Raw genomic sequence first — 23,717 nt, 5'->3', positions numbered from 1 at the left:
TAAGGGGGTGATTATGCTGTAATGCTACGTTTGGAGAACCTAACTATTACGAGGGGTTAATCCACTTATTCTACTACAAGCTTGCCCGCAGCCGCGCCGCAGCGCACCACGTAGAGGCCGGGCGCAAGGCCGGCGAGGTCGAGCGTGGCGCTGGTGGCGTGAGCCGGCAACGCATAGGTGCGGGCGATGCGGCCAAGGGCATCCAACAAGGTAGTGGTAGTCGTTTCAGAAGCGGCGGGCAAGGCGAGGGTGGTGACGCGGGCAGCGGGGTTGGGTGCCATTGCGACCTGGGAAAGGCCTGCAATGGCCGCTGAAGCTAATGGCGCCCCCCCAATACGTGCAACGAAGCCAGTATAAGCGGCCGGCGTCGTAACAGTAAAGAGGCCGAACGAAGCGGGTGAATTCCCAAAACTGCCGGCTATCAGCGCTCCGTTGCCATCTAGCGCCAGGGCATTGGCCCCATCAGCTCCCAGCCCCCCAGCCTGAATGGCGTAAGTCCAACTGCCCGCCGGGTTGAGGCGGGCCAGAAACACATCGCCGTTGGCAGCAGTGAGGCTGGGGTTTGGGTTGGCATTAGCGAGGGCGGTGTTACCCAGCGTGAGAGATGACGAATAAAAGTAGCCCGCTACCAGTACATTGCCTCCTTGGTCGAAAGCGATGGCGGTGGGAGAGCTACCGTTAATGCCGCTTGCCTGGGCCGCATAGGTCCAGACGCCGCCGCTGCTCAGCCGCGCCACGAACAGGTTGTCAGAATTCCGTGCCGGGCCCGTCATCCCCTGATAAGTGAGGGTGGTGGTGCCAAAGCGGATGTCGTTATCAGAAAAAACGCCGGCCACCACTACATTGCCACTGGCATCGACGGCCACCGGGCCAGAAAAAGCATACCCGCCACTATTAATGGCCTGGGTCGCCTGCGTCCAGGCGTTGGTGCGGCTTAGGCGAGCCACAAAAACGGTAGTGGAAGCTGTGTAGTTGGTCACGGTGGTGGTACCCAAAGCTAGGGTTCCGCCGGTGTAGAGGTAACCGCACACCACCGCGTTGCCGTTGGCATCCAGTGCCACGCCCGTCAGGGTGCTGGGCGAACCGTTGCTAGTAGCGCTCATGGCCGCCGACCAGCTACCTGCACTGCTCAGACGGGCCACGAACAGGGCCCCGCTGATTGCCCTGGATGAGACAGTGAAGGAACCGAACGTAGCCGTGCCTCCAACAAACGAGCCTACGACCACGGCAGTCCCATTGGCGTCGAGTGCCACGTCCTCGGCTATGTCGATGCTGGGCCCACCGGCGCCGGTGGCCCGCGTCCACTGGCCGGCCGTGCTGAGCGTGGCCACGAATACATCGGAACTGTACGGGTTATTCGTCGATGCCGCGTTGGTGAGTACGGTAGCGCCAAAAGTAGCCGTCGGCCCGTCGAAGTCACCGGCCACCGTAACGGCCCCGATAGCATCGAGTGCCAGTGCCGCCGCGCGGTCATAGCCCAGACCTCCGGCCCGCACGGCTTGGGTACATTGGTTGGCCGCATCGAAACGAGCTACGAAGATGTCCTGGCTGCCAGCGCTGCTGAGGGTGGTGGTTCCCAAAGTTATGGTTCCAGTGAAGTCGCCCGTCACCACGTAGCCGCCTATCCCGTCGGGAGCCAAATCAACAATCGCGGAACTACCACCGACTGCTGTGGGAAGCGCTACCACCGACTGCCAGCTTTGTGCTGACAGCCATAAAGGCATTGCGAAGAGCAGGAGGAGTAGGCCAGCTTTCAAGTGGAGAAAATTAGAAAGCATAGGTTGGCTGGTTGGCTAAAAATGGAAAGGTATCAGCTGCTTATGCGGTAGCCAAGGTCGCTACCGCCCCACGTAGCTATGCGGCGTTATGCCGCGCAGTTCCGCCTTCACGCCCTCGCCCACATTCAATCCATCAATAAACGCCCCAATGCTGGCCGCCGAAATGGCCTCTCCGGTGCGGGTCAGGGCTTTGAGGGCGTTGTAGGGGTCGGGGTAGGCTTCGCGGCGCAGGATGGTTTGGATGCCTTCGGCCACTACGGCCCAGTTGGCTTCCAGGTCGCGGTGCAAGGCCGACTCATCCAGGGCCAGCTTGCCCAGGCCCCGCTGCAGAGCACCCAACGCAATCAGGATGTGGCCCAGCGGCACGCCCAGGTTGCGCAGCACCGTGGAGTCGGTGAGGTCGCGCTGGAGGCGGGAGATGGGCAGCTTGGCGGCGAAGTGCTCCAGCAGGGCGTTGGCCACGCCCAGGTTGCCTTCTGCGTTCTCAAAGTCGATGGGGTTCACCTTGTGCGGCATGGCGGAGGAACCCACCTCGCCGGCCTTGATGGTCTGCTTGAAGTAGCCGAGCGAGATGTACTGCCACACGTCGCGGGCCAGGTCCATCAGTATCGTGTTGAGGCGCTTGAGGGCGTCGCAGTGGGCTGCCAGGTGGTCGTAGTGCTCAATCTGGGTGGTGGGGAAGGAGCGGGACAAACCCAGCCGCTCGTTCACGAACGTGGTGGCGAAGGCGTGCCAATCGGTGCCGGGGTAGGCCACGTAGTGCGCGTTGAAGTTGCCGGTGGCTCCGCCAAACTTCGCCCCAAATGGCACCTGCGCCAGCAGCGTTACCTGCGCATCAAGCCGCGCCACAAATACCTCTATTTCCTTGCCCAGCCGCGTGGGAGAAGCCGGCTGGCCGTGGGTGCGGGCCAGCATGGGCACGGCCAGCCACTCCTGGGCACGGGCGGCCAGCGCGTTGCGCACCTTGGCATAGGCGGGCAGTACCTCGCCCATCAGCGCATCCCGGAAGCTCATCGGAATGGCGGTGTTATTCACGTCCTGCGAGGTCAGGCCAAAGTGGATGAACTCAATAAAATCGGCCAGTCCGAGCTTCGTAAACTCGTCGCGCAGCCAGTATTCCACGGCTTTTACGTCGTGATTGGTCACGGCCTCGTGGGCTTTGATGGCTTCGGCATTAGCCTCGGTGAAGTGCTCATACAAGCCGCGCAACGGCGCGAAAGCCTCCGGCGCTACACCCGCCAGCTGGGGCAGTGGCAGCTCGGCCAGGGCAATAAAGTATTCGACTTCGACCAGCACGCGGTAGCGTATCAGGGCCATTTCGGAGAAGCGCGGGGCCAGGGAGGCGGTGGCGCGGGCGTAGCGCCCGTCGAGGGGCGAGAGGGCGAGTAGGGGACTGGGCATGGGGCAAAAGTACGGGCCAGCCGGGCGGTACCGAACGAAAATCCGCCTCCTTAGCTCCACCGATGCCTGGTTGGAACGTTGAACGATAAGCCCCCATCTTGCATTTGCAACTTTCGGCCGCCCAAGTCCACTATGCCGTATTCTGCCTACGGCCCCGTTATTCTTACCTTTGGCGTTGGCTAGCCTGCCCCTAACTACGTTCCGTGCGCATAACTCCTTCCACCAAACGACTCCTTATCGGCATTCTGAGCGGCCTGGCCGCACTGTTGCTCGTAGCCTTCGCCGTGTTTCAGTGGAAGCGCCAGCAGCTCTTGGACTACGCCCTGAAGGAGGTGAAAGCCAAGATTGAGCGCAAGTATCCGGTTATTCTCACGCTGGGCCCGGCCAAGTTTGCCGGCTTCAAAACCGTTGAAATTGCCGGGATGAGCCTCGTGCCCCGTTCCACGCCCACCGACACCCTGCTCACCGCCCGCCGCCTGCAAGCCAGCCTGAGCGTGCGCTCGTTGTTTGCCGGCCGGCCCGTTTTCAGCGACCTGCAAATCCTCACGGCCCGGCTCACGGCCCGCAAAACCGATACCTCCGACAACTACGGCTTCCTCATCAAACGGCAGAAGGCCAGCACTGCCCCGCGCGATACCACCAAGGGCACCAACTACGGCCTGATGCTGAATCAGGCCCTCGAAACGGCCTTTGATAACGTGCCCGGTGAGGCCAATTTCAAGGATTTCTACGTGAGCTACCTGGGGCCGCGCCATACGGCGCTGCTCCGCCTGCCGCAGCTCAAAATCCAGGACGGCGATATCTCGGGCCGCCTCACGGCCAACATCGATTCGGTGTCGAACGAGCTGGGCATCAGCGGCCATATTGAGCCCGGCGACTATGCCCTCACGGCGCGGGTGTACGGCATTGGCGGCTCGGTACAGCTGCCCTATGTGCCGCGCCGCTTCGGAGCACTGGTGAGCTTCGACACGGTGCAGGTGCGCCTCGATAGCAAGGATTTTGACGACGATGAGACCGGCGGCCGCCTCACGGTGCGCGGCTCGCTGGCCGCCCGCAACTTCAGCCTCTACCATCCCAAGCTGGCCTCCAACGAAATTGAGGTGAAGCGTGGGGCCCTGAACTTCATCGCCACCCTGGGCCGGGGCACGGCCAGCCTCGACAAAGGCTCCGAAGTGGTGATGAACAAGCTGCACCTGTTCCCCGAAATCAGCGTGCGGATGAAGCCCAGCCGGGCCGTGAGCATCAAGGTAGAATCGGCCGAAACGGAAGCGAACGACTTTTTCTCCTCGCTGCCAACAGGCATTTTTGACGCCACGCAGGGCGTGCGGGGCAAGGGCACGCTCACCTACCGCATGCACGGCGACGTGGATTTGGCTAACGTCGACAGCCTGCATTTCGACTCCAGCCTGCGCGGCAAGAACTTCGCCGTCACCAGCTTTGGCGCCGAAAACCTGAACCAGCTCAACACCGATTTCGCCTACACGGCCTACAACGACAAGGGCGACTCACTCCGGACATTCAACGTTGGCCCGTCCAACCCCGATTTCACGCCTTATAATAGCGTGTCGCCCTACCTGCGGGCGGCCATCACCACGGCCGAGGACCCGCGCTTTTTCTCGCACAAAGGCTTCATGGAAAAGGCATTTGTGAAATCGGCCATCCAGAACATCAAGGAGCACCGCTTTGCGCGGGGCGGCAGCACCATCAGCATGCAGCTGGTGAAAAACGTGTTTTTGAGCCGCCAGAAAACCGTGGGCCGCAAAGCCGAGGAGGCGCTCATCGTGTGGCTCATCGAGAATACCCATCTCGTGAGCAAGCAGCGCATGTTTGAGGTATACCTCAACATCATCGAATGGGGCCCGAGCAAATACCGCTGGCCCAGCGGCAAGCGCGGCGTATACGGCGTGAAAGAGGCGGCCCTGTTCTACTACGGTAAGCACCCCGACGAGCTCAGCCTGGCCGAAAGCCTGTACCTGGCCAGCATCATTCCCAAGCCGAAGTTTGCCCGCTACTCCTTCGATGCCTATGGCGACCTGCGCCGCAGCACGCGCTACTTCTTCCGCCTCATTGCCGACATCATGGCTACGCGCAACCTCATTTCGGGCAATGACCGCGAAAACCTGCCTTATTCGCTGCACCTCGGCGGCCCGGCCCGCCAGTTCATGTCCTTCGCTGCCCGCCCCGATACCACGCGCACCGTGGCCCCGGCCGATTCCAGCCAGTTTGAGCCCCTCAACCTGATTGACCTGCTCAACACTGGTGCCGCGCCCGATGCCGGCGTAAACTCCAACGCCGCCGAACCGACTGAGCCAGCCAAGGCTCCGAAGTAAGCACCAAGGAGAAAAAAAGGAACGTCGTGCCGAGTGTAGTCGAGGCATGACGTTCCTTTTTTTCTCCTTGGTGCTTACTGCTCACCGCTCTTCTTCGGCCAAAGCAGTGAAGCCAACACACTCAGCGCCAGCAGGCCGCCCACTACACCCAGTGCTACGGGCATGGGAATCGGGTAGATGTTCTCAAACAGAATCTTACCCCCGATGAACACCAGAATCAGTGACAGGCCATAGTGCAGGTAGTGAAATAGACGCATCATGCTGGCCAAAGCAAAATACATGGCCCGTAGCCCCAGCAGGGCAAAAACGTTGGAGGTGAAGACGATAAAGGTATCGCGGGTAATGGCCAGAATGGCCGGAATGGAGTCGGCCGCGAACACCACGTCGGTTGTTTCCACCATCACCAGCACCACAAAAAGTGGCGTGGCGAAGCGCAAACCGTCCTTTTTGATAAAGAACTTGCCGCCCTCCAGTTGCCGGGTGATGGGTAGGTGCCGGCTCAGGAAGCGCACCACCGGGTTGTTGTCGGGGTCAATTTCGGGGGCATCGCCGCTGAAACCCATGCGAATGCCCGTGTACACTAGAAATGCCCCCAGCAGGTAGAGCAGAAAATGGAATTTGGCCAGCAGCGCCCCGCCAATCAGAATGAACACCGCCCGCAAAAGGAGCGCGCCCAGCACGCCCCAGAACAGGATGCGGTGCTGGTACTGCGGCGGTACCTTGAAATAGCTGAAGATGAGCAGGAAAACAAATAGGTTATCTACACTCAGCGCTTTCTCTACCAAGTAGCCGGTCAGCCATTGCAGGCCGGCCTGGTGGCCCATGGTACGGTACACCAGCGCGTTGAAGCCCAGCGACAGTGCCACCCAGAAGGCGCTCCAGCCAAGGGCTTCGCGCAGCTTGATTTCGTGCGCCTTGCGGTTGAAAACCAGCAAGTCGAGCAGCAGCAGCCCAATAACAAAACCCGTGAAGGCCAGCCAGAACAGGGGGGTATTTTCCATGTGTTAAGGAAGATACGCCGGGCGTGCACCCCTGGTTGAGCCAGCGGAGCGGCGTAGGCTGGTTCGTCGCCGGACAGTTGCCGGGACCCTACCAAGCAGGCTATTCTGTCGATTCAGTAGCTGCCGGCTTCACCGGATGCACCCAGCTGCTGATTTTCATTTGCAGCACGCCAAACAATGCTTCCTGAAAAATGCCCGATGACATTTTGGAGGTGCCCCGGGTGCGGTCGGTAAAGATGATGGGCACTTCCTTAATTCGGAAGCCCAGCTTGTAGGCCAGCCATTTCATCTCAATCTGGAAGGCGTAGCCCACGAAGTGAATCTTGCTCAAGTCGATGGCGCGCAACACCCGCGCCGTGTAGCATTTAAAACCGGCCGTGGCGTCGTTCACGGGCATGCCCGTCACCAGCTTCACGTACCACGACGCGAAATATGACATTAGCACCCGCGACATGGGCCAGTTCACCACATTCACGCCCTCGATGTAGCGCGAGCCAATGGCGAGGTCGTAGCCATCCACAGCGCAGGCATCGTAGAGGCGCAGCAGGTCGTCGGGATTGTGCGAAAAGTCGGCATCCATCTCAAACACATACTCATAGCCCCGGGCCAATGCCCACCGAAAGCCATGAATATAGGCTGTGCCCAGGCCCTGCTTGCCCGTGCGCTCTTCCAAAAACAGGCGGTCCGGGAATTCGGCCTGTAAGCTCCGCACAATGGCGGCCGTGCCATCAGGCGAGCCATCGTCTATAATGAGCAAATCGAAGGCTCGCGGCAGCGACATCACCTTCCGGATAATCAGCTCCGCATTTTCGCGCTCGTTGTACGTAGGAATTAGGACGAGGCCTTTGCTCATGGAGTGTAATCTTGCCCCAAAGATAGGGTTTGGGCGCACGAAGCTGCATTGGCGCTTTGCTTAATGAATGAGGAATTAGAAACGTCTGTCATCCTGAGCAGCGCGAAGGACCTCCTCGCGTCTACGCTGATTGAATTACTGCCAACTGTTCTTCGGTGATAAGGTCTTTGGCATTGCTCAGGATGACAGACGTCTCCAATCTCTCATTCCTCATTCATTAAGCGAAGCACTTCCGCCTGCTTGCGGGCGTAGCGAATGCAGTCGGGCACGCCCACACCGGCGCGCCAATTGGCTATGGAAATGACATTCTCGGCAGTCAGCGCATCGGCGGCAGCATGAGCAGCGATAATGTGCGTATCGAATTGCGGAATACTGCGCGGCCAGCTGTAGCGGTACTGCCAGCGCGGAGCCCCCGAAATGCCGTAAAACTTGCTCAGTTCGGCGTGCACAGCAGCTTTCTGGGCGGCTTCTGGTTGGCGGGCGGCTTCCTCGTATTGCGCCCCGCCCACGAAGGTGGTGAAGAGTACCTGTCCCGTCGGCACCCGCTGCGGGTAGATGCTGCTGGTCCAGATAGAGCCGGCCGCGTAGGTGCCTTCCACCTTGGGATTTAGGGCGCCGAAACCGTTGAGCGGGTGCGTTACGGCGGCCCGGTCATAGGCTGAGTACACGGCGCTCATTGGCGGATAGTTGACGGCGGCCAGTGCGGCAGCGGCCTGCGGGAACAGTGTTTCGAGCAGCGGCGCGGCGGCGTAGGCGGGCAGTGCCAGGGCGAGGTGGGTGTAGCCGGGCGCGGCTTCCAGGCCTTGTGGGCCCCTCAGCTCCACTTGGTAGGTGCCATCGGTGGCCCGCGAAATGGCCGTGACGGAGGTGCTGGACTGGTAATTGGTGAGCTGAGCGGCGATGGTTTGCGGAATGGTTTGTGCCCCGCCTTTGAGGGTGATGATGCGCCGGCGGCCCGCGCCTTTGCCGCTTTTCATCAGCCCGCGCAGCACCGAGCCGTGTTGCTGCTCCAGTGCCGCCAGCTGCGGAAACGTCTTGTTGATGAGCAGCTGCTCCGGGTCGCCGGCGTAGATGCCGGCCATGAAAGGGTTGACAGCGTAGTCCACGATTTCCGGGCCGAAGCGGCGCCGGAAAAAATGCGCTACGGTTTCGGTGGGGTCAAGGGGCGCGGCGGGCTGGCGGAATTCTTTCAGCAGCTGCCACTTCGCTTTGAGGCTGAAAAAGCCGTTGGTGAGCAGGGTAGGGGGCGAGCTGGGCAGAATCTGGTAGCGGCCGGCGCGCAGCACGTAGCGGTTTTGGCTCACGGCGGCGGCATCCTCAATCTGGTCGGTCAGGTTGAGGTCGGCTAGCAGCTCTTCCAGCTCGGCGCTTAGTTGCAGCGAGTTGGGGCCGATTTCGAGCAGGTAGCCTTCCGGCGCAGCCCAGCTGTGCAGGTTGCCGCCGGGTTGGGCGTCGGCCTCAAAGAGGTCGTAGGGTATGCCGCTTTTTTGTAAGTACCAAGCCAGGGTAAGGCCGCTGATGCCGCCGCCAATAATAGCAATTTTCATGTAGCGCGAACTTTAGCTGCCGCTGTCCTGCGGTGTAGTGCGCGTTCCCATGCCGTGTTTACGATTCGTTGGCGGCGCGGGAATGCGAACTACAAAGTTCGCGCTACTTCCTTTGTTATAATGACAGCAAAAAACAAAGCCATTTTCCTTGACCGCGACGGCGTGCTGAACGAGGAAATCGGCACCTACGTGTGGGAGACGGAGAAATTCATCATCTGCCCCGGTGTGCCCGAAAGCCTGGTCCGGCTCAAAGCCGCCGGCTATTATCTGATAGTAGTCACCAACCAGGCCGGCATCGCCAAAAAGCTCTACACCGCCGCCGCCGTCCGTGCCTGCCACGCCAAGCTGCAAGCCGCCTGCGCTGATGCTATTGATGCGCTCTACTTCAGCGATGCGCACCCCAGCGTGAGCGAGTCCATCCTGCGCAAGCCTGATTCGGGCATGTTAGAAAAAGCCGTGGCGCGCTTCAACCTAGACGTGGCGCAATGCTGGATAGTGGGCGACCGGTTGCGCGACATGGAGGCCGGCGCGGCGGTGGGCGTGTGCGGCATTCTGGTGGGGGAGGAAGAAGCTGGCTTCGCGCCGCACGTGGCCGATTTGCGGGCGGCTACTGAAATTATATTAGGGCAATGACAGACGCCGATAAAAGGCCAGGCTGGCTGGCTAAGAACCGCAACACCGTTTTTCTGATGGCATGGGTCATTGTGGGTCAGGTAATCTTTTACTTCACCACAACGGCTGGCAATAAGCGCGAACTAGAACGCTACAAAGTATTGCCGTTATCCAGTCGCGTGGACAAGATATTGTCTAATTCCCCTGGAACTCAAAAGGTGAAGCTGGCCACCGGCGAAACGCAGGCGCTCGTTCTTACTGCTGCCGGGCAACAATATATTCAAGTGGGTGATTCGGTGGTGAAGGCAGCGGGCAGCGAGAGCATCACCATATACCGCCGGTTTCCAACCTATACTGAGGTGTCTGTTTTCGGCCCGAATCCAACAGATAAAACGGGTTTTATCAAGCGCTACCGAATCAGCAAGCCATAAAAAAGGCCGGCCTCCCATGCGGGAGGCCGGCCTTTTTATTTCATAACCAATAAGACTACTGGCGCGCGGCGGGTGTAGCAGTGCTGGCCGTGATGGGCGAGGAAACGCGGTTGGCTTCCTTGGTGCTGCTGTAGGCGGGGCACTTCTGGCGGTTGCAGGCACCGAGGGTCAGGGCGGCACCGGCGGCGGCGAGCAATACGAACTTTTTCATAATTTATATTAAAACGAGTGAGGGATGACGGGCTGGGCTTCAAAGATAAGCAGCCAACCCTATATTCTGCTAAGTTTTCTAACGGCGAAATTGAATTATTCGTATCCGAGGATGCGCATCATACTGCCGGCTTCCTGCTGCGGGGCGAAAACGGTATCGGTGAGGGTGCCGTCTTCGGCGCGGTCGAGGATGACGTGCTGCGGCGCGGGGATAAGGCAGTGCTTGATGCCGCCGTAGCCGCTGAGGCTCTCCTGATACGCGCCGGTGTGGAAGAAGCCCACGTAGAGCGGCTGCGCATCGGCGGGCTTGCGCTCGGGCAGGAAGGTTTGGTAGATGTGCTTTTCGGAGTTGTAGTAGTCCTGTGAGTCGCAGGTGAGGCCACCGAGCTGGATTTTCTTGTAGGACTTGTTCCAGCCGTTGAGGGCCAGCATGATGAAGCGCTGGTTCAGGGCCCAGGTGTCGGGCAGGTTGGTGATAAACGAGCCGTCAATCATGTACCAGAGCTCCTTGTCGTTCTGCAGCTTCTCGTCGAGAATGCTGTAGATGGTGGCCCCGCTTTCGCCCACCGTGAAGATGCCGAACTCGGTGAAAATGTGGGGCTCGGGCACGCCTTCCTCCTTGCAGATGCGCTGGATGGTGCGCAGGATTTCGGCTACCATATAGGGGTAGTCGTAGTCGGGCTGGATGCTGGTTTGGATGGGCAGGCCGCCGCCAATGTCGATGGTGGTGAGGGTGGGGCACACCTTGCGCAGCTCGCAATACTTGTGCACGAAGCGGCTCAGCTCCGACCAGTAATAGGACGTGTCCTTGATGCCCGTGCTGATGAAGTAGTGCAGCATGGTGAGCGTGAAGCGCGGGTCGTCCTTGATGCGCTGCTCGTAGATGGGGATGGCGTCGGCGTAGCGCACGCCCAGGCGCGAGGTGTAGAACTGGAAGCGCGGCTCCTCATCGGAAGCCAGGCGCATGCCCATGTTTACTTTCTCGTTGACGTGGTCGTGGTAGTACTCGATTTCGTTGGGCGAATCGATGATGGGCATGCAGTTCACAAACCCGTCGTTGATGAGGTCGGCAATTTCCTTCTTGTAAGCCTCGGGTTTGAAGCCATTGCAGATGATGTGCTTCTGCTTGTCGACCTTGCCCTGCTGGTGCAGGTTGCGGATGATGCTGATGTCGAACCACGACGAGGTTTCGAGGTGGATGTCGTTTTTCAGGGCTTCTTCGAGGATGAAGCGGAAGTGCGACGACTTAGTGCAGTAGGCGTAGGAGTAGGTGCCGGTGTAGCCGGTGCTGGCAATGCCGTCGGCAAACCATTTCTTGGCCCGCTGAATCTGGGAGCTGATTTTGGGGAGGTAGGTGAGGCGGAGCGGGGTGCCGTATTTTTCGACCAGCGCCATGAGGTCGATGCCGTGGAATTGCAGCTCGTGGTCCTGCACGGTGAAGTCGGCCGTGGGAAAGTCGAAGGTCTGGGAGATGAGGTCTTGGTACGTATCCATTCGGTTTTGAAAACGGCGAAAAAGCCCGACCTTTGCGGCGGGCAGTACAAAAGTACCGCCGGGGCCAGGATAACGGCCGGCATAACAATTCGTTGTTCTGGCCTTATCCCGCCTCGCATCGTGACGATGGAATATTAGCGACTTGGCTACGGCAGATTCTTCTGCCGCAAGGCAGCGCTCGAAGACTTGATTTTAAGTTTTAAGCCTGCGGCTTGAAACCTAAAAAACAGTTTTGGAACGATGCCGCCATCCTGCTATCCCAAAATCCCACCCTCCGATGAAACGCATCAAACTTCTGGAAGTCCGCTCCGAGCTCGGGGCCGGTACCCGTGGCTCCAGCATGGGCATCGACGCCCTGCGCGTGGCCTGCCTCAACAAAGGCTCCGACTATTTCCGCCGGTTCAACTCCGTGGTGCTGCCCGATTTGAACCATGTGCTGTTCGAGAAAAACCACTTCCCGTTTGCCAAGCACATCGACAGCATTTATACGGTGCAAAAAGGCATTGCCAATGCCGTGGAGCAGACGCTGCGCTTCGGCGAGTTTCCGCTGGTGCTGGCCGGCGACCACAGCTCGGCCAACGCCACCATTGCCGGCATCAAGGCCGCGTACCCGGCCAAGACGCTGGGCGTGATTTGGATTGATGCCCACGCCGACATCCACTCGCCCTACACCACGCCCAGCGGCAACGTGCACGGCATGCCGCTGGCCGCCTCGCTGGGCGTCGATAACCTGAAGCACCAGCGCAACATCCCCGACCCGGAAACCGAATTCTTCTGGCGCCGCCTGCAAAACCTGGGCGAGCCCGGCCCCAAGCTCAAGCCCGAACACCTGGTGTACGTGGTGGTGCGCGACACCGAGGAGGAGGAAGACGCTCTCATCGAAGAGTTAGGCATTAAATGGATTCGGCTGCCCGAAATCAAGGCCAAGGGTTCGCGCCGCCTCGCCCGCGAGATTTACGAGCACTTGCGCTTCTGCGACCTGGTCTACATTTCCTTCGACGTGGATAGCCTCGATTCCAGCTTCAGCATCGGCACGGGCACGCCCGTGGAGGACGGACTCTACCTCTCCGAAGCCGAAAACCTCTGCCAGGACCTGCTGGAAAACGACCGAGTGGTGTGCTTCGAGATGGTCGAAATCAACCCCACGCTGGACAACGGAAATACAATGGCCAAAAACGCCTTCAACATCCTGGAAAAAGCGACGGAAGCCATTGAGCGGCGGCTGCGGCTAGACGAGGTGGTGAGTAGGTAGTAGCGCGAACTAAAAGTTCGCGCTACGCCGCGTCTTTTCATGTGGAGAATAGAGAAAAGAAGGTCGTTATTGCAACCACCTGCTTCTTTAAAACCCCGGTTGCGCCAACAACCGGGGTTTCGTCTTTTATTAGGAACTAGCTAAGGTGGAATAACCATGCGATGCGACGAAGAAGGTGCATAGCAGCAGGGTCGGGTCGGTGTTGGGACGGAAGGCCCGCGCTTGTGAACGAAGGTCTGCACCTGTGAACGAAGGTCCGCACTTGTGAAGCGGTTGGCGGCGCTTGCGAAACGGTTGGCGTGGCTTTTAGCCCAGGGTTCGTCGTTGCGAAACGATTGGCGGGGCTTGTGCAGCGGTTGGCGAGCCTTGCGAAGCGGTTGGCGCGGGTTGTGAAGCCCTTGGCGGGGCTTGCGAAGCGGTTGGCGGCGGTTGCGAAGCCGTGGGCGGGCGTTGGGACGGAAGGGGCGGGGCGGCAGTGCCCGAAAAACCTCGACCCTATCAAAATTTTCGCTACGTTTGACGCATACTGCTACCCCTAACGCTCAGCGACATGAACAACAATAAACTCAACGCGCAGCTGCTGCGCGACACCGCCACTGCCGCCGGCCTGCTCGCCGACCAGGCCAACTACGCGCCCCTCGAAGACGACCTCGGCCCCCTGCGCACCGAGCATGCCGCCAACCTCGCCCAGGCCCGCCTACTGGAAACCACCGTGATGGGCGACGACAGCGGCACCGCCACCGAGCAAAAGGCCGGGGCCAAGACCCTGCTCAAGGCCCTGGCGCCCCGCCTGGCCGCCGCCCTGCAAGCCTACGCCGCCAGCAAAACCAACCCCGACCAAGACCTGGCCGGCCGCGTGCGCTACAGCACCAGCGAAATCAAAACGGCCAACGATGCCACCTTCGCCACCACGGTAGCCGCCCTGCTGAAGGAGGCCGCCGCCCTGGACAAGGAGCTGGCCAAGCGCGAGTTCACGGCCGACGACCTGGCCGAAACCACCCGCCAGCTGGCCCGCTTCGAGAAAAAGCAAACCAGCCAGCGCACCACCGTGGTAGCCGGCGCCACCGACCGCAAAACCCTCATCGCTCTGCTGCGCCGCAACGCCAACCTCATCAAGGAGATGCGGGTGCAGCTCAAGCCCTACCAAAGCTCGCCCACCAAGCACGCCGTGTGGCTACGTTTCCAGGGCTACACCAAGCTCATCATCCTCGGCGGGGGCGGCCCCAAAGGGGAAGATACCACCAAGCCATAAGCAGGCTAAGCCGCTGAAGAAACAAAAAGCCCCGTCAGCAGCTAGCGGGGCTTTTTTGGTAGCTGTGGTTTCGTTACATAACCAAAGACTAATATTGTGCGAGCAACAAAGGCACGCTAAATGCTGCCTTCAGTGCTTAAAATCGTTTTACACTTGTTTTAGCTTGCATAATCCTGTGAGAAATTTCCTCTGTTTTTACATCTTTCTATTGATTTCTTTCGGTGCAAGTGCGCAAGAGAACAGTCTCTTTACCTCAGGCTTTGAGGAAACCATTTCCTCGAAAATATTAGGGCAAAAACGGAACATATTGATTCATATTCCTAACAGCAACGGTGGAAATAGAATTAAAGACCGAGGGCATTATCCGGTAGTTTATTTGCTGGACGGAAGTGATAATTTCAATGCAGTGGTAAGTATTACAGAGCACATGGAAGAATCAAGCCTTTGTCCTCCCACGATTGTGGTTGGAATCGTACAGGGAGATAGGTTGACTGAACTCACCACTGGTACGGATAAGGAGTTTCCTGCCTCTGTTGGTACCGGTGATAAGTTCATGTCTTTCATTGAAAAAGAATTGATTCCTTACATCGATGCGACTTATCCAACTACCACTTACAGGACCTTTATTGGCCATTCAGTGGGAGGCTTGACGGTTGTGAATACACTCCTGCATAATCCGAATTTATTTAATTCGTATGTTTCTCTCGATGGAGCTTTGTGGTGGAACGACCAAAAGGTGGTAAAAGAAGCCCAAGTAATTTTGCCTGCTCATAAATACAAAGGGAAAAAATTGTTCATGGCGATGGCCAATCGGTTAGAAAGAGGAATGGATACGCTAAGTGTTCAAAAGGACACCAGCTCGTCTACAGAGCTTATGCGTAGCAATATTGCCTTCATTAAAGAGCTTGCTAAAAATAAAACAAACGAATTAGGTTTCAAATACAGATACTACGAAGACGACAATCATTCTTCTGTAAAATTGATTGGAGAATACGATGCCCTTCGGTTTGTTTACGGTTTTTACAAGCTGAAAATTTACGATAGCGAATTAAAAAACCCTGATTTTAATTTAGAATCATTGTTGGTAACCCATTATAAAAAGGTTTCTGAGCAGATGGGTTATACGGTCAAGCCAGATGAAACCCAAGTTAATAATCTTGGTTATCAAATGTTGCGAACGAAGCAATTTAAAAAAGCTGAAAATTTATTTAAGCTTAACGTGGCTAATAATCCCGGTAGCGCCAATTGTTATGACTCCTTGGGTGATTTTTATCTTGGGGCAGGGATTAAAACCAAAGCCGTTGAGTGTTTTAAAAAAGCATTAACTCTGAAAGAGATTCCGGAAACGAGAGAAAAATTAGGGATACTGCTGAATGGTAAGGGGACAGGCAAATAAGTATTAGCCTAAAGTGCTGACTGACTATAGCCGGATAGGAGTTTTATGAACTTCATCCGTGCAACAAAAAGCCCCGCCAGCTACTGGTGGGGCTTTTTGTTGCTGCAAGTTTCGGTGGGGTATTCGGCCGGTAGGGCGCAATAGGCGCGTCTAGGCCTGCCAGATTGCGGCATATTCTCCTACTTTTGACGAATGGGAATAGACGTGATAATGCCGCGCTGGCTGGCATGCCTGGGGTTCCTGGTTTCACTATCTGCCGCTGGCCAAGACGTGCACGCATTACCGGGTGGGGTAGCACGGCTAATCGACCAACAGGGCCGCGTGTGGGAGGCTGCGAGGCGGGGCCTCTGGCTCAGCGAAGGTGCCGGGAAAACCCATTTCACTACCCAAAATGGCCTGAGCAACGATACCATTACGGCGCTTGCCCAGGACGCCAGCGGCCAGGTCTGGGTGGGTACCCGCGAAGGCTTGCTGGTGTACGAAGGTGCCGGGTTTCGGGAAATTACCTATACGCAGGGGCTGCCCAGCAAAGGCATCACGGCGCTTTACCAATCGCCCGGCGGGCCCTTCTGGATTGGTACCCAGGCCGGCGCGCTGCGCTACGCCGACCGCCGGCTGACACCGACTGTGCTGCCGGGCCTTGCCGTGCAGTTCATAGGCGAGGACGCCCACAACTGGGTTTTTGTGACGAGCGAGGGCATCCGGCGCCTGCCCAAGGGGCAACCGGTGAGCTGGCAGTGGCTGGGCTGGGTGGCGGGCGGAGCCGTGGTGCTGGGCGGGAGCCTGTGGGGCCGCCGGCAGCTGCGCCGGGGGCAGCATGTGCAGCTGCGCCTGGCCCAAACCGAGCAGCGCGCCTTGCTGGCCCAGATGAACCCGCATTTTATCTTCAACTCCCTGCAGTCCATCCAGAACTACATCCTGCGGCACGAGGCCGAGGCGGCGCAGCACTACCTCACCCGTTTCGGGGGGCTGATGCGGCTGATTCTGGAGCAGTCGCGCCAGCCGCTGCTCACGGTGCGCGCCGAACTGAACATGCTGCGCCGCTACCTGGAGCTGGAGGCCCTGCGTTTTGAAGGGCAATTCACCTACGAAGTGGCCGCCGAGGATGCCCTGCTCGACGAGGAAATGCCCGCCATGCTCCTGCATCCGCTTGTGGAAAATGCCGTGTGGCACGGCCTGGCGCACCATTCCGGCCAAGGGCAGGTGGTGGTACGCCTAACCAGAGAGGCCGATTACCTGGTGGCCGTGGTGCAGGACAATGGGGTGGGGCGCCAGCGTGCCGCTGAGCAGCCGGGCAACCATGCGGGCTATCCGTCGCGCGGGTCGGCCATTCTGGAGGAACGCATTGCCCTGCTGAACCGGCAAGCCCGGCGCCCCATCACCGTGGCCTATACCGACTTGGGTAGCCCGGATTCGTCTGCCCAGGGGACCCGCGTGGTGGTGCGCATTCCGCGCCTGCATGCCTGATTAGCCAGCGCGTGGCCAGCAGGGAGTCAGGCTTTTCTTCTTTCTGCATGAATTCCCTCTGACCGGCTTTTTTGCTCAATTTTACTGTAATATCCCTCACCATTTACACCCCCTAGCACAAGAGCCACCCGTTTCTGCCGTGACCCGAACCATTCTCATCGACGACGAATCGAACACCCGCGAGGCCCTGCGGGCATTGCTGCAGCATTATTGCCCCGATGTAACGGTCATTGGGGAGGCGGCTTCGGCCGAAGAAGGCCTGCAACTGCTGCGCGAGCAAACGCCCGACCTGCTGTTTCTGGACGTGGAAATGCCGCTGGGCTCCGGCTTCGATTTGCTGGACATGCTGGGCCGCGCTTCGTTCGACATCATTTTCACCACGGCCCACGACCGATATGCGCTCCGCGCCATCAAGTTCTGCGCCCTCGACTACCTGCTCAAGCCCGTGGGCGTGGCCGAACTGCGCGAGGCCGTGGCCAAAGCCCAGCGGCAGAAAGCACCGGTGGCGGCCCAGCTGCACACGTTCTACGACAACATGCGGGAGCGCACGGGCCTCGCTGGCAAGGTGGTGCTGCCGACCATGGAGGGCTTCGAGGTGGTGGAAGTGGCCCGCATCGTGCGCTGCCAGGCCGACGACAACTATACCCTCTTTGTGCTCGAAGGCAAGGAGAAAATCCTGGTCAGCCGCACGCTTAAGGAGTACGAGGAGCTGTTTACCGACTACGGCTTCATCCGCATCCACCAGTCGCACCTCGTCAATGCCGCCCACGTGAAGCGCTACATCAAAGGCAGCGGCGGCTACGTGCAGCTCACCGACGACTCCATTATTGAAGTGTCGCGCCGCAAGAAGGATGAGTTGATGAAGCGGTTTCAGGGGTGAGGTCGGCCCATGCCGAGCTGCCTTAGCCTCCAGCCTATGCTCCTCCTTACTAGCCAAACCAGCCTACCTTAGCTCACGGGCTGTTTTACCAGACCACTCCAATTTTACCTCTTCCATTCGTGTACCTGCCGACAAATGAGCTATTGCCAGGACATCGCCCCTAATTACCAAATGAAAAACATTTCCCTTATACTGCTCCTAACAACTGTTTGCGCTTGCAGCGACCCCAAGACCGACAAAAAATCCGACCCTGTTCAACAAGCTCCAGTAGCTAAAAATGAACAACGGGAAGACAAAGAAAAGCCTGTTGTTAACGATTCAGAACAGGCGAAAGCCTGGCTAATTAAAAGTATAGAAGACAACTTCAATATTGAAAAGGAAAATAAAGAGTCCGATAAGACGCCGAGTATTTACACTGCAGACTACGAGGCCTATAAGCAAGATGGTATAAACCTGGAATATGATGACACGATGACTTTGGAAGGGTTTAAAAAGAAATGGGGCGATAAATACAACACTGAACACGTAGGCTCAGGTGGTTTTTTAATTTCGGGCCAGGATAACGGCCACATAACCGTAACACGTTGCGAGCTAAAGTCTACAACAAAGGAAAATGACTTTGTCTTTGATGTTGTCATCCATGATTCTTTCAAAATAGATTACAAGGAAGATATCCGGGTAACTCATACCAAGGATGGGTATAAAATTGATGATGTAATAGAACACTAATGCCGGGTAGTTCACAACCCGAAGTAGTTTTAGTACGCGCATATGCACGTATTAAATAGGCAGCTGGGAGGCCATCCAACTGCGCCTTCTTACAGTAGCGGGGATATTATAAACTGGTTTAAAAGCAAGTCATTAGGCGGGCGTCTCAGCAAAACAGGGCTGATACGGGATGACTTATTTGACGATGCTACAGGCGGCCTGCTTGAGTAGCTTATGAGGGGTTGCCAGTGGGCAGGCCCGGGCACGATGTAGGGCCATGAGCGCCAGCTTGCCGGCTTCTATTAGGGGAGGCCAGCCGTTGGAATCATATCAGGAAGCAAGGTTGGCAGCCAATGGCCTAAGCCAGGGCTACCGGATTCTAGCTGGGGTCTACCACTTACTCATTTCAACTTGCGGGGCGGCCGTGAGTGGGGGATGTTTGAGCCAGAAAACCGCGTGGCAGGTGCCACGACACCGCCTCTTAGCCGCCCTTCCGTATGGAACTGACCATCAAAAATCTGTCGAAAACCTACCCCAACGGGGTGAAGGCCCTCGACAACGTGAGCCTGACTATTCCGCAGGGCATGTTTGGCTTGCTCGGCCCCAACGGCGCCGGCAAGTCCAGCCTGATGCGCACCATTGCCACCCTGCAGGAGCCCGACAGCGGCAGCATCCACCTCGACGCCATTGATGCGCTGCACGACAAAATGGCCCTGCGCCGGGTGCTGGGCTACCTGCCCCAGGAGTTTGGGGTGTACCCCCGGGTGTCGGCCGAGGACCTGCTCGACCACATGGCCGTGGTGAAAGGCATCGTGAACCGCAATGAGCGGCGCGAGACGGTGAAGGCCCTGCTGGAGCAAACCAACCTCTACGAAGTGCGCAAGCGCAGCATCAGCACGTTTTCGGGCGGTATGAAGCAGCGCTTCGGCATTGCCCAGGCCCTCATCGGGGAGCCCCTGCTCATCATCGTGGATGAGCCCACCGCCGGCCTCGACCCCGGGGAGCGCAACCGCTTCTATAACCTGCTGAGCGAAATCGGGGAAAACATCATCGTCATCCTGAGCACCCACATCGTGGACGACGTGCGCGAACTGTGCCGCAACATGGCCATCATCAACCAGGGGCGGGTGCTCTACGCCGGGCAGCCCCAGGCCGCCATGCGCGAGCTGCAAGGCCGCATCTGGGAGCGCACGATTGAGAAAGCGGAGCTAGCGGAATACCAGCGGGAGTACGACGTGATTTCAACCAAGCTGCTGGCCGGGCAGCCGCTGCTGCACGTGCGCGGCCAGCAGCTGGAGGCGGCCGGTTTTCAAGCCGTGGAGCCCAGCCTGGAAGACGTGTTTTTCTCCGCCATCCAGGGGCAAGCTGCGCAATCAACACTTCTCCCCGCCTAAGCCCGCCTGCTCATGTTTACTGCCTTTCTCCGCTTCGAGCTGGCCACCTGGCGCAAGCAGCCGCTCAGCTACATCTTCCTGGCCGTCACCTTCGGGCTGACCTTTCTGGCCATGCTTTGGCCCAGCCTGCAAATGGGCCAGGATTTGCGCAACCTGCACGTCAACGCCCCTTTTGCCATTCTGAGTCGGGCCGGGGCCATGACCATGCTGTGCCTGCTCTTTATTACGGCCATCATGGCCAGTACTGCCACCCGCGACTCGGGCTCCGGCTATGCTCAGGTGCTGTACGCTGCGCCCCTGGAAAAGAGCGGCTACCTGTGGGGCCGCTTTGCTGGCGGGGTGCTGGTAGCGGTGCTGGCCTTGCTGGGGATGCTGCTGGCCATTGTGCTGGGGGCGCCGCTCAACGAGCCGGCCCGGGTGGGGCCGTTCCAGCTGATGCCTTACCTGCAGGCAGTGGGCCTGTTTATTGTGCCCAACGCGGTGCTGGCCGGGGCCATCATCTACTGCCTCACGGTGCTGACGCGCAACACGGTGTACGCCTTCATCGCCGCCCTGGGGCTGATGGTGGGCTTTCTGCTGGTGGGCCTGCTGACCCCCAACCTCGACACGCCCGCCAGCGTGCTGCTACTCGACCCCTTCGGCCTGCGCACCTTCAGCGCCCTGACCAAATACTGGACGGTGGCGGAAAAAAATACCGAAGTGCTGGACTTCGTCGGCCCGCTGCTTACCAACCGCCTAGTTTGGCTGGGCATTGCCGGCGCCCTCATGGGCCTCACCCACGGTGTGTTTTCCTTCACAACGTCAACGGGCAAAGTCAAAAAGCAACGGCTGACCGAGCCCGCGGCCCCGGTGCGGACTGCTGCCCCCACGCCCCGGCCCCGCGTGCAGCCCCGCCACGACCGCGGCGCCGCGCTGGTGCAGCTCACGCAGCAGGCCCGCCTGGACTTGCTGGGTATCCTGAAAAGCGTGCCGTTCTGGATAATTCTCGGCCTGGGCGTACTCAACCTGCTCAGCGTTGCCGCCACGGCCTCGGAGCGGGAGGGCGGCCACTTTTACCCGGTCACCTACACCATGCTCGACGTGATTAACGGCACCTACGGCACATTCGTCATTGCCGTGCTGGTGTACTACGGCGGGGTGCTGGTGTGGAAAGAGCAGGACGCCCGCCTCGACGGCATCCTGGATGCTGCACCCCGCCCTTCGTGGGTGTCCTACACGGCCAAGCTGCTGACGTTGGTGTTCGTTGCCGCCTTGCTCACGAGCGTGGGCGTGCTGGTGTGCGTGGCGGCGCAGGCCCTGCAGGGTTATACTAATTTCGAGTGGAGCCTGTACGGCAAAGCCGTGTTCGGCATCGAATTTACCCGTTACGTGATGGTGGCCGTGGGCACAGTGTTTCTGCACGTGCTGCTGCGCAACAAGTTCCTGGCCTATGGCCTCACGGTGGCCCTCATTCTGTTTCAGGCCATCAGCGGCGCGGCCCTCGACTGGAACAACAACCTCTTCCGTTTCGCCGACACACCCGCCTTCACCTATTCCGACATGAACGGCTTCGGGCCCTTCGCGGCGGGCATCGTCTGGTTCAAGCTCTACTGGGCGGCCTTTACCGTGCTGCTGGTGGCCCTCACGGCCGGGCTATGGGTGCGGGGCCGGGCCGTGGGCGTGGCCTTCAGCGCCGCACAGCTGCGGCAGTCGTTTACCCCGATGCTGCGGGTGGTGGCCGCCACCGGCCTGCTAACCTGGCTGGGCCTGGGTGCCTGGATTTACTACAACATTGACGTGCGCAACGATTATACTACTGAGCACGAGGACCAGGCCCTGGCGGCCGACTACGAAAAGCAGTACAAACGCTACGAACACGCCCCGCAGCCCCGCGTCACGGCCGTGAAGCTGCAGGTGGACCTTATGCCCGCGGCCCGTGCCGTGCAGGTGCAGGGCCAGCTCACGCTCACCAACAAAACCAGCCGCCCGCTCGATACCCTGCGCCTGTCTTATAGTAGCTACCTGGAAAACTACCAGTTCCGCATCCCTGGCACCCGGCCCGTGCTCGACGACCAGCGCCTGCACTTCCGCAGCTTCGTACTGCTGCCCGCCCTGGCGCCCGGCGACTCGCTGCTGCTGCGCTACTCGGCCAGTTACCAGGCCCGCGGCTTCGAAAACAAGGTGTCCCGCCCTCTGATTAACGGCAATGGCACTTTCCTCAACAACTTCGACCTGGCGCCCACCATTGGCTACACCCGCAACCTGGAGCTGGAAAGCGCCACGGACCGTGCCAAGCTCGGACTGCCCGAACGGCCCCGCATGGCCCCGCAGAGCGACTCGGCGGCCTACGCCAATACCTACATTTCCACCGATGCCGACCGGCTGCGCTTCGAAGCCACGCTGAGCACCAGCCCCGACCAGATTGCCGTGGCCCCCGGTGCGCTCCTGAAGGAATGGCAGCAAAACGGCCGCCGCTATTTTCACTACCGGCTGGCCGTGCCAGTGCTCAACTTCTACTCCATTACCTCGGCCCGGTACCGGGTGCGGCGCGAGCGGCAGAATGGGGTCGACCTGGAAATCTATTACCACCCCAGCCACCCCTACAACCTGGACCGCATGATGCGCTCCATGCGCGCCTCGCTGGCCTACTATGGCGAGCAGTTTGGGGCCTACCCCCAGCAGCAGGCCCGCATCATCGAGTTTCCGCGCTACCAGAAGTTTGCCCAGGCTTTCCCAGGCACCATGCCCTACTCCGAAGGCCTAGGCTTCATCGCCCAAACCAGCCCTGAGGACCACGACGTGGACCGTACTTACCGCGTCGTGGCCCACGAAATGGCCCACCAGTGGTGGGGGCACCGGGTAACCGGTGCGGCCGTACAGGGCGCCACCTTCCTCTCGGAGTCGGTGGCCGAATACCTCTCCACGCTGATGCTGGAGCGCCAGTATGGCCCGGACCGGGTGCTGAAAATGCGCCGCTACGCCCTCGATTACTACCTGCGCGGCCGGGCCAGTGAGAAGGTGCGCGAGCTGCCCTTGCTCTACAACGAAGACCAGCCGCACATTCACTACGCCAAAGGCTCGCTGGCTTTGTACGCCCTGCGCAGCTACCTAGGCGAAAAACGCCTCCACGGCGCCCTGGGCAGCTTTATCCAAGACTATCAAAACCGCCCGGCGCCGTACCCCACCTCCGAAGACCTGTACGGCTACATCGTGCGCGCCACGCCCGATTCGCTCCGCTACTTTGTGGCCGACCAGTTGAAGCAGATTACCCTCTACGACAACCAGGTGCAGGAGGTCGCCTACCAGCGCCTCCCCGACGGCCGCTATCGGGCCATTGTGCAGCTGGAGGTGCATAAGCGCTACGCCGACCAGCTCGGTAAGGAAACGGAGGCGCCCTTGCACGATTACATTGATGTCGCCCTATACGGGCCGGGCAACAAGGTGCTGTACCAGCAGCGCGTGCTCGTCACAACCTCCCGGAAAATCCTGCGGCTTCTTGTGCCCGTAGCTCCTCAAAAGGCCGTCATCGACCCAAACGTTCTGCTCGTAGACCGCCGGCCGGAAGACAACAGCCGAGCCGCGATAGAAATGGGCCAGGTCGCCAGCCAATAAGGCATTTCCGCTGGCGCATCCAATGAATGCGCCAGCGGCAGCTTTGAAGCGCCAGTTTTTTCCGTAACTAAGCGACCAGGGCCGCGGGGTAGGGCAAGGGAGCGCTAGCCCCGGCGTGGT

18 protein-coding genes are annotated in these 23,717 nt (G+C 59.2%); 11 read left to right on the top strand and 7 right to left on the bottom strand.

Going from position 1 to position 23,717, the window contains the following annotated elements:
* Positions 1-65 precede the first annotated feature (65 nt).
* Positions 66-1,724: a hypothetical protein gene (locus tag J4E00_RS04190; RefSeq protein ID WP_208173745.1), complete on the bottom strand. Its 1,659-nt coding sequence runs from the start codon at positions 1,722-1,724 to the stop codon at positions 66-68.
* 114 nt (positions 1,725-1,838) lie between these two features.
* A complete protein-coding gene (purB, locus tag J4E00_RS04185; protein ID WP_208173744.1) occupies positions 1,839-3,179 on the bottom strand; it encodes an adenylosuccinate lyase in 1,341 nt (446 codons plus the stop codon).
* A 203-nt stretch (positions 3,180-3,382) separates the two neighbouring features.
* Here purB and J4E00_RS29950 point away from each other — a divergent pair, with 203 nt between their 5' ends.
* Positions 3,383-5,509: a transglycosylase domain-containing protein gene (locus J4E00_RS29950; protein ID WP_208173743.1), complete on the top strand. Its 2,127-nt coding sequence runs from the start codon at positions 3,383-3,385 to the stop codon at positions 5,507-5,509.
* Positions 5,510-5,583: 74 nt separating this feature from the next.
* Here J4E00_RS29950 and J4E00_RS04175 read toward each other — a convergent pair whose 3' ends face one another.
* The 3 genes from J4E00_RS04175 to hemG form a co-directional block, all read right to left on the bottom strand.
* Positions 5,584-6,510: a TerC family protein gene (locus J4E00_RS04175; protein ID WP_208173742.1), complete on the bottom strand. Its 927-nt coding sequence runs from the start codon at positions 6,508-6,510 to the stop codon at positions 5,584-5,586.
* Between the two features lie 100 nt (positions 6,511-6,610).
* Positions 6,611-7,363, bottom strand: a complete 753-nt coding sequence (locus J4E00_RS04170; RefSeq protein WP_208173741.1) for a polyprenol monophosphomannose synthase — start codon at positions 7,361-7,363, stop codon at positions 6,611-6,613.
* A gap of 203 nt (positions 7,364-7,566) precedes the next feature.
* A complete protein-coding gene (gene hemG, locus J4E00_RS04165) occupies positions 7,567-8,910 on the bottom strand; it encodes a protoporphyrinogen oxidase (RefSeq protein ID WP_208173740.1) in 1,344 nt (447 codons plus the stop codon).
* A gap of 27 nt (positions 8,911-8,937) precedes the next feature.
* Between hemG and J4E00_RS04160 the strand changes: the two genes are divergently transcribed.
* Entirely contained in the window at positions 8,938-9,543 is a 606-nt protein-coding gene (locus J4E00_RS04160; RefSeq protein ID WP_410779742.1) for a D-glycero-alpha-D-manno-heptose-1,7-bisphosphate 7-phosphatase, read from the top strand.
* Complete coding sequence (locus J4E00_RS04155; protein ID WP_208173738.1) at positions 9,540-9,953, top strand: hypothetical protein; 414 nt, start codon at positions 9,540-9,542, stop codon at positions 9,951-9,953. The genes J4E00_RS04160 and J4E00_RS04155 overlap by 4 nt, the downstream gene beginning before the upstream one ends.
* Before the next feature lie 55 nt (positions 9,954-10,008).
* On the opposite strand, the gene J4E00_RS04150 is transcribed toward J4E00_RS04155, so the two are convergent.
* Together J4E00_RS04150 and J4E00_RS04145 are read right to left on the bottom strand one after the other, a co-directional pair.
* Positions 10,009-10,164, bottom strand: a complete 156-nt coding sequence (locus J4E00_RS04150) for a hypothetical protein (RefSeq protein WP_208173737.1) — start codon at positions 10,162-10,164, stop codon at positions 10,009-10,011.
* A 95-nt stretch (positions 10,165-10,259) separates the two neighbouring features.
* On the bottom strand, positions 10,260-11,657 hold the full coding sequence (locus J4E00_RS04145) for an arginine decarboxylase (protein WP_208173736.1): 1,398 nt from the start codon (positions 11,655-11,657) through the stop codon (positions 10,260-10,262).
* A gap of 277 nt (positions 11,658-11,934) precedes the next feature.
* On the opposite strand from J4E00_RS04145, the gene J4E00_RS04140 reads away from it, so the two are divergent.
* The 8 genes from J4E00_RS04140 (at position 11,935) to J4E00_RS04105 (ending at position 23,597) form a co-directional block, all read left to right on the top strand.
* A complete protein-coding gene (locus J4E00_RS04140) occupies positions 11,935-12,909 on the top strand; it encodes an arginase (protein ID WP_208173735.1) in 975 nt (324 codons plus the stop codon).
* A gap of 550 nt (positions 12,910-13,459) precedes the next feature.
* Complete coding sequence (locus J4E00_RS04135; protein ID WP_208173734.1) at positions 13,460-14,161, top strand: hypothetical protein; 702 nt, start codon at positions 13,460-13,462, stop codon at positions 14,159-14,161.
* A 208-nt stretch (positions 14,162-14,369) separates the two neighbouring features.
* Complete coding sequence (locus J4E00_RS04130; protein ID WP_208173733.1) at positions 14,370-15,557, top strand: alpha/beta hydrolase-fold protein; 1,188 nt, start codon at positions 14,370-14,372, stop codon at positions 15,555-15,557.
* A 192-nt stretch (positions 15,558-15,749) separates the two neighbouring features.
* Positions 15,750-17,024, top strand: coding sequence for a sensor histidine kinase (locus tag J4E00_RS04125; RefSeq protein WP_208173732.1), 1,275 nt, complete (start codon positions 15,750-15,752; stop codon positions 17,022-17,024).
* Between the two features lie 139 nt (positions 17,025-17,163).
* Complete coding sequence (locus J4E00_RS04120) at positions 17,164-17,904, top strand: LytTR family DNA-binding domain-containing protein (RefSeq protein ID WP_317196587.1); 741 nt, start codon at positions 17,164-17,166, stop codon at positions 17,902-17,904.
* A gap of 171 nt (positions 17,905-18,075) precedes the next feature.
* Positions 18,076-18,633: a hypothetical protein gene (locus J4E00_RS04115; protein ID WP_208173731.1), complete on the top strand. Its 558-nt coding sequence runs from the start codon at positions 18,076-18,078 to the stop codon at positions 18,631-18,633.
* A 476-nt stretch (positions 18,634-19,109) separates the two neighbouring features.
* Positions 19,110-20,006: an ABC transporter ATP-binding protein gene (locus J4E00_RS04110; RefSeq protein WP_208173730.1), complete on the top strand. Its 897-nt coding sequence runs from the start codon at positions 19,110-19,112 to the stop codon at positions 20,004-20,006.
* A 12-nt stretch (positions 20,007-20,018) separates the two neighbouring features.
* Positions 20,019-23,597, top strand: a complete 3,579-nt coding sequence (locus J4E00_RS04105; RefSeq protein ID WP_208173729.1) for a M1 family aminopeptidase — start codon at positions 20,019-20,021, stop codon at positions 23,595-23,597.
* The last annotated feature ends 120 nt before the right edge of the window (positions 23,598-23,717 follow it).

This window comes from Hymenobacter negativus (genome assembly GCF_017571495.1).
Taxonomy (GTDB): domain Bacteria; phylum Bacteroidota; class Bacteroidia; order Cytophagales; family Hymenobacteraceae; genus Hymenobacter; species Hymenobacter negativus.
Note: the sequence above shows the minus strand (reverse complement) of the source record. Positions and strands in the feature narration are given on the sequence as shown.

Bases quoted from the DNA above. Each gene is read 5' to 3' on its own strand.
- J4E00_RS04140 (WP_208173735.1), top strand. From the start codon at position 11,935: ATGAAACGCATCAAACTTCTGGAAGTCCGCTCCGAGCTCGGGGCCGGT.
- hemG (WP_208173740.1), bottom strand. From the start codon at position 8,910: ATGAAAATTGCTATTATTGGCGGCGGCATCAGCGGCCTTACCCTGGCT.
- J4E00_RS04175 (WP_208173742.1), bottom strand. From the start codon at position 6,510: ATGGAAAATACCCCCCTGTTCTGGCTGGCCTTCACGGGTTTTGTTATT.
- J4E00_RS04155 (WP_208173738.1), top strand. From the start codon at position 9,540: ATGACAGACGCCGATAAAAGGCCAGGCTGGCTGGCTAAGAACCGCAAC.
- J4E00_RS04125 (WP_208173732.1), top strand. From the start codon at position 15,750: ATGGGAATAGACGTGATAATGCCGCGCTGGCTGGCATGCCTGGGGTTC.
- J4E00_RS04110 (WP_208173730.1), top strand. From the start codon at position 19,110: ATGGAACTGACCATCAAAAATCTGTCGAAAACCTACCCCAACGGGGTG.
- J4E00_RS04105 (WP_208173729.1), top strand. From the start codon at position 20,019: ATGTTTACTGCCTTTCTCCGCTTCGAGCTGGCCACCTGGCGCAAGCAG.
- J4E00_RS04115 (WP_208173731.1), top strand. From the start codon at position 18,076: ATGAAAAACATTTCCCTTATACTGCTCCTAACAACTGTTTGCGCTTGC.
- J4E00_RS04170 (WP_208173741.1), bottom strand. From the start codon at position 7,363: ATGAGCAAAGGCCTCGTCCTAATTCCTACGTACAACGAGCGCGAAAAT.
- purB (WP_208173744.1), bottom strand. From the start codon at position 3,179: ATGCCCAGTCCCCTACTCGCCCTCTCGCCCCTCGACGGGCGCTACGCC.
- J4E00_RS04190 (WP_208173745.1), bottom strand. From the start codon at position 1,724: ATGCCTTTATGGCTGTCAGCACAAAGCTGGCAGTCGGTGGTAGCGCTT.
- J4E00_RS04145 (WP_208173736.1), bottom strand. From the start codon at position 11,657: ATGGATACGTACCAAGACCTCATCTCCCAGACCTTCGACTTTCCCACG.
- J4E00_RS04150 (WP_208173737.1), bottom strand. From the start codon at position 10,164: ATGAAAAAGTTCGTATTGCTCGCCGCCGCCGGTGCCGCCCTGACCCTC.
- J4E00_RS04135 (WP_208173734.1), top strand. From the start codon at position 13,460: ATGAACAACAATAAACTCAACGCGCAGCTGCTGCGCGACACCGCCACT.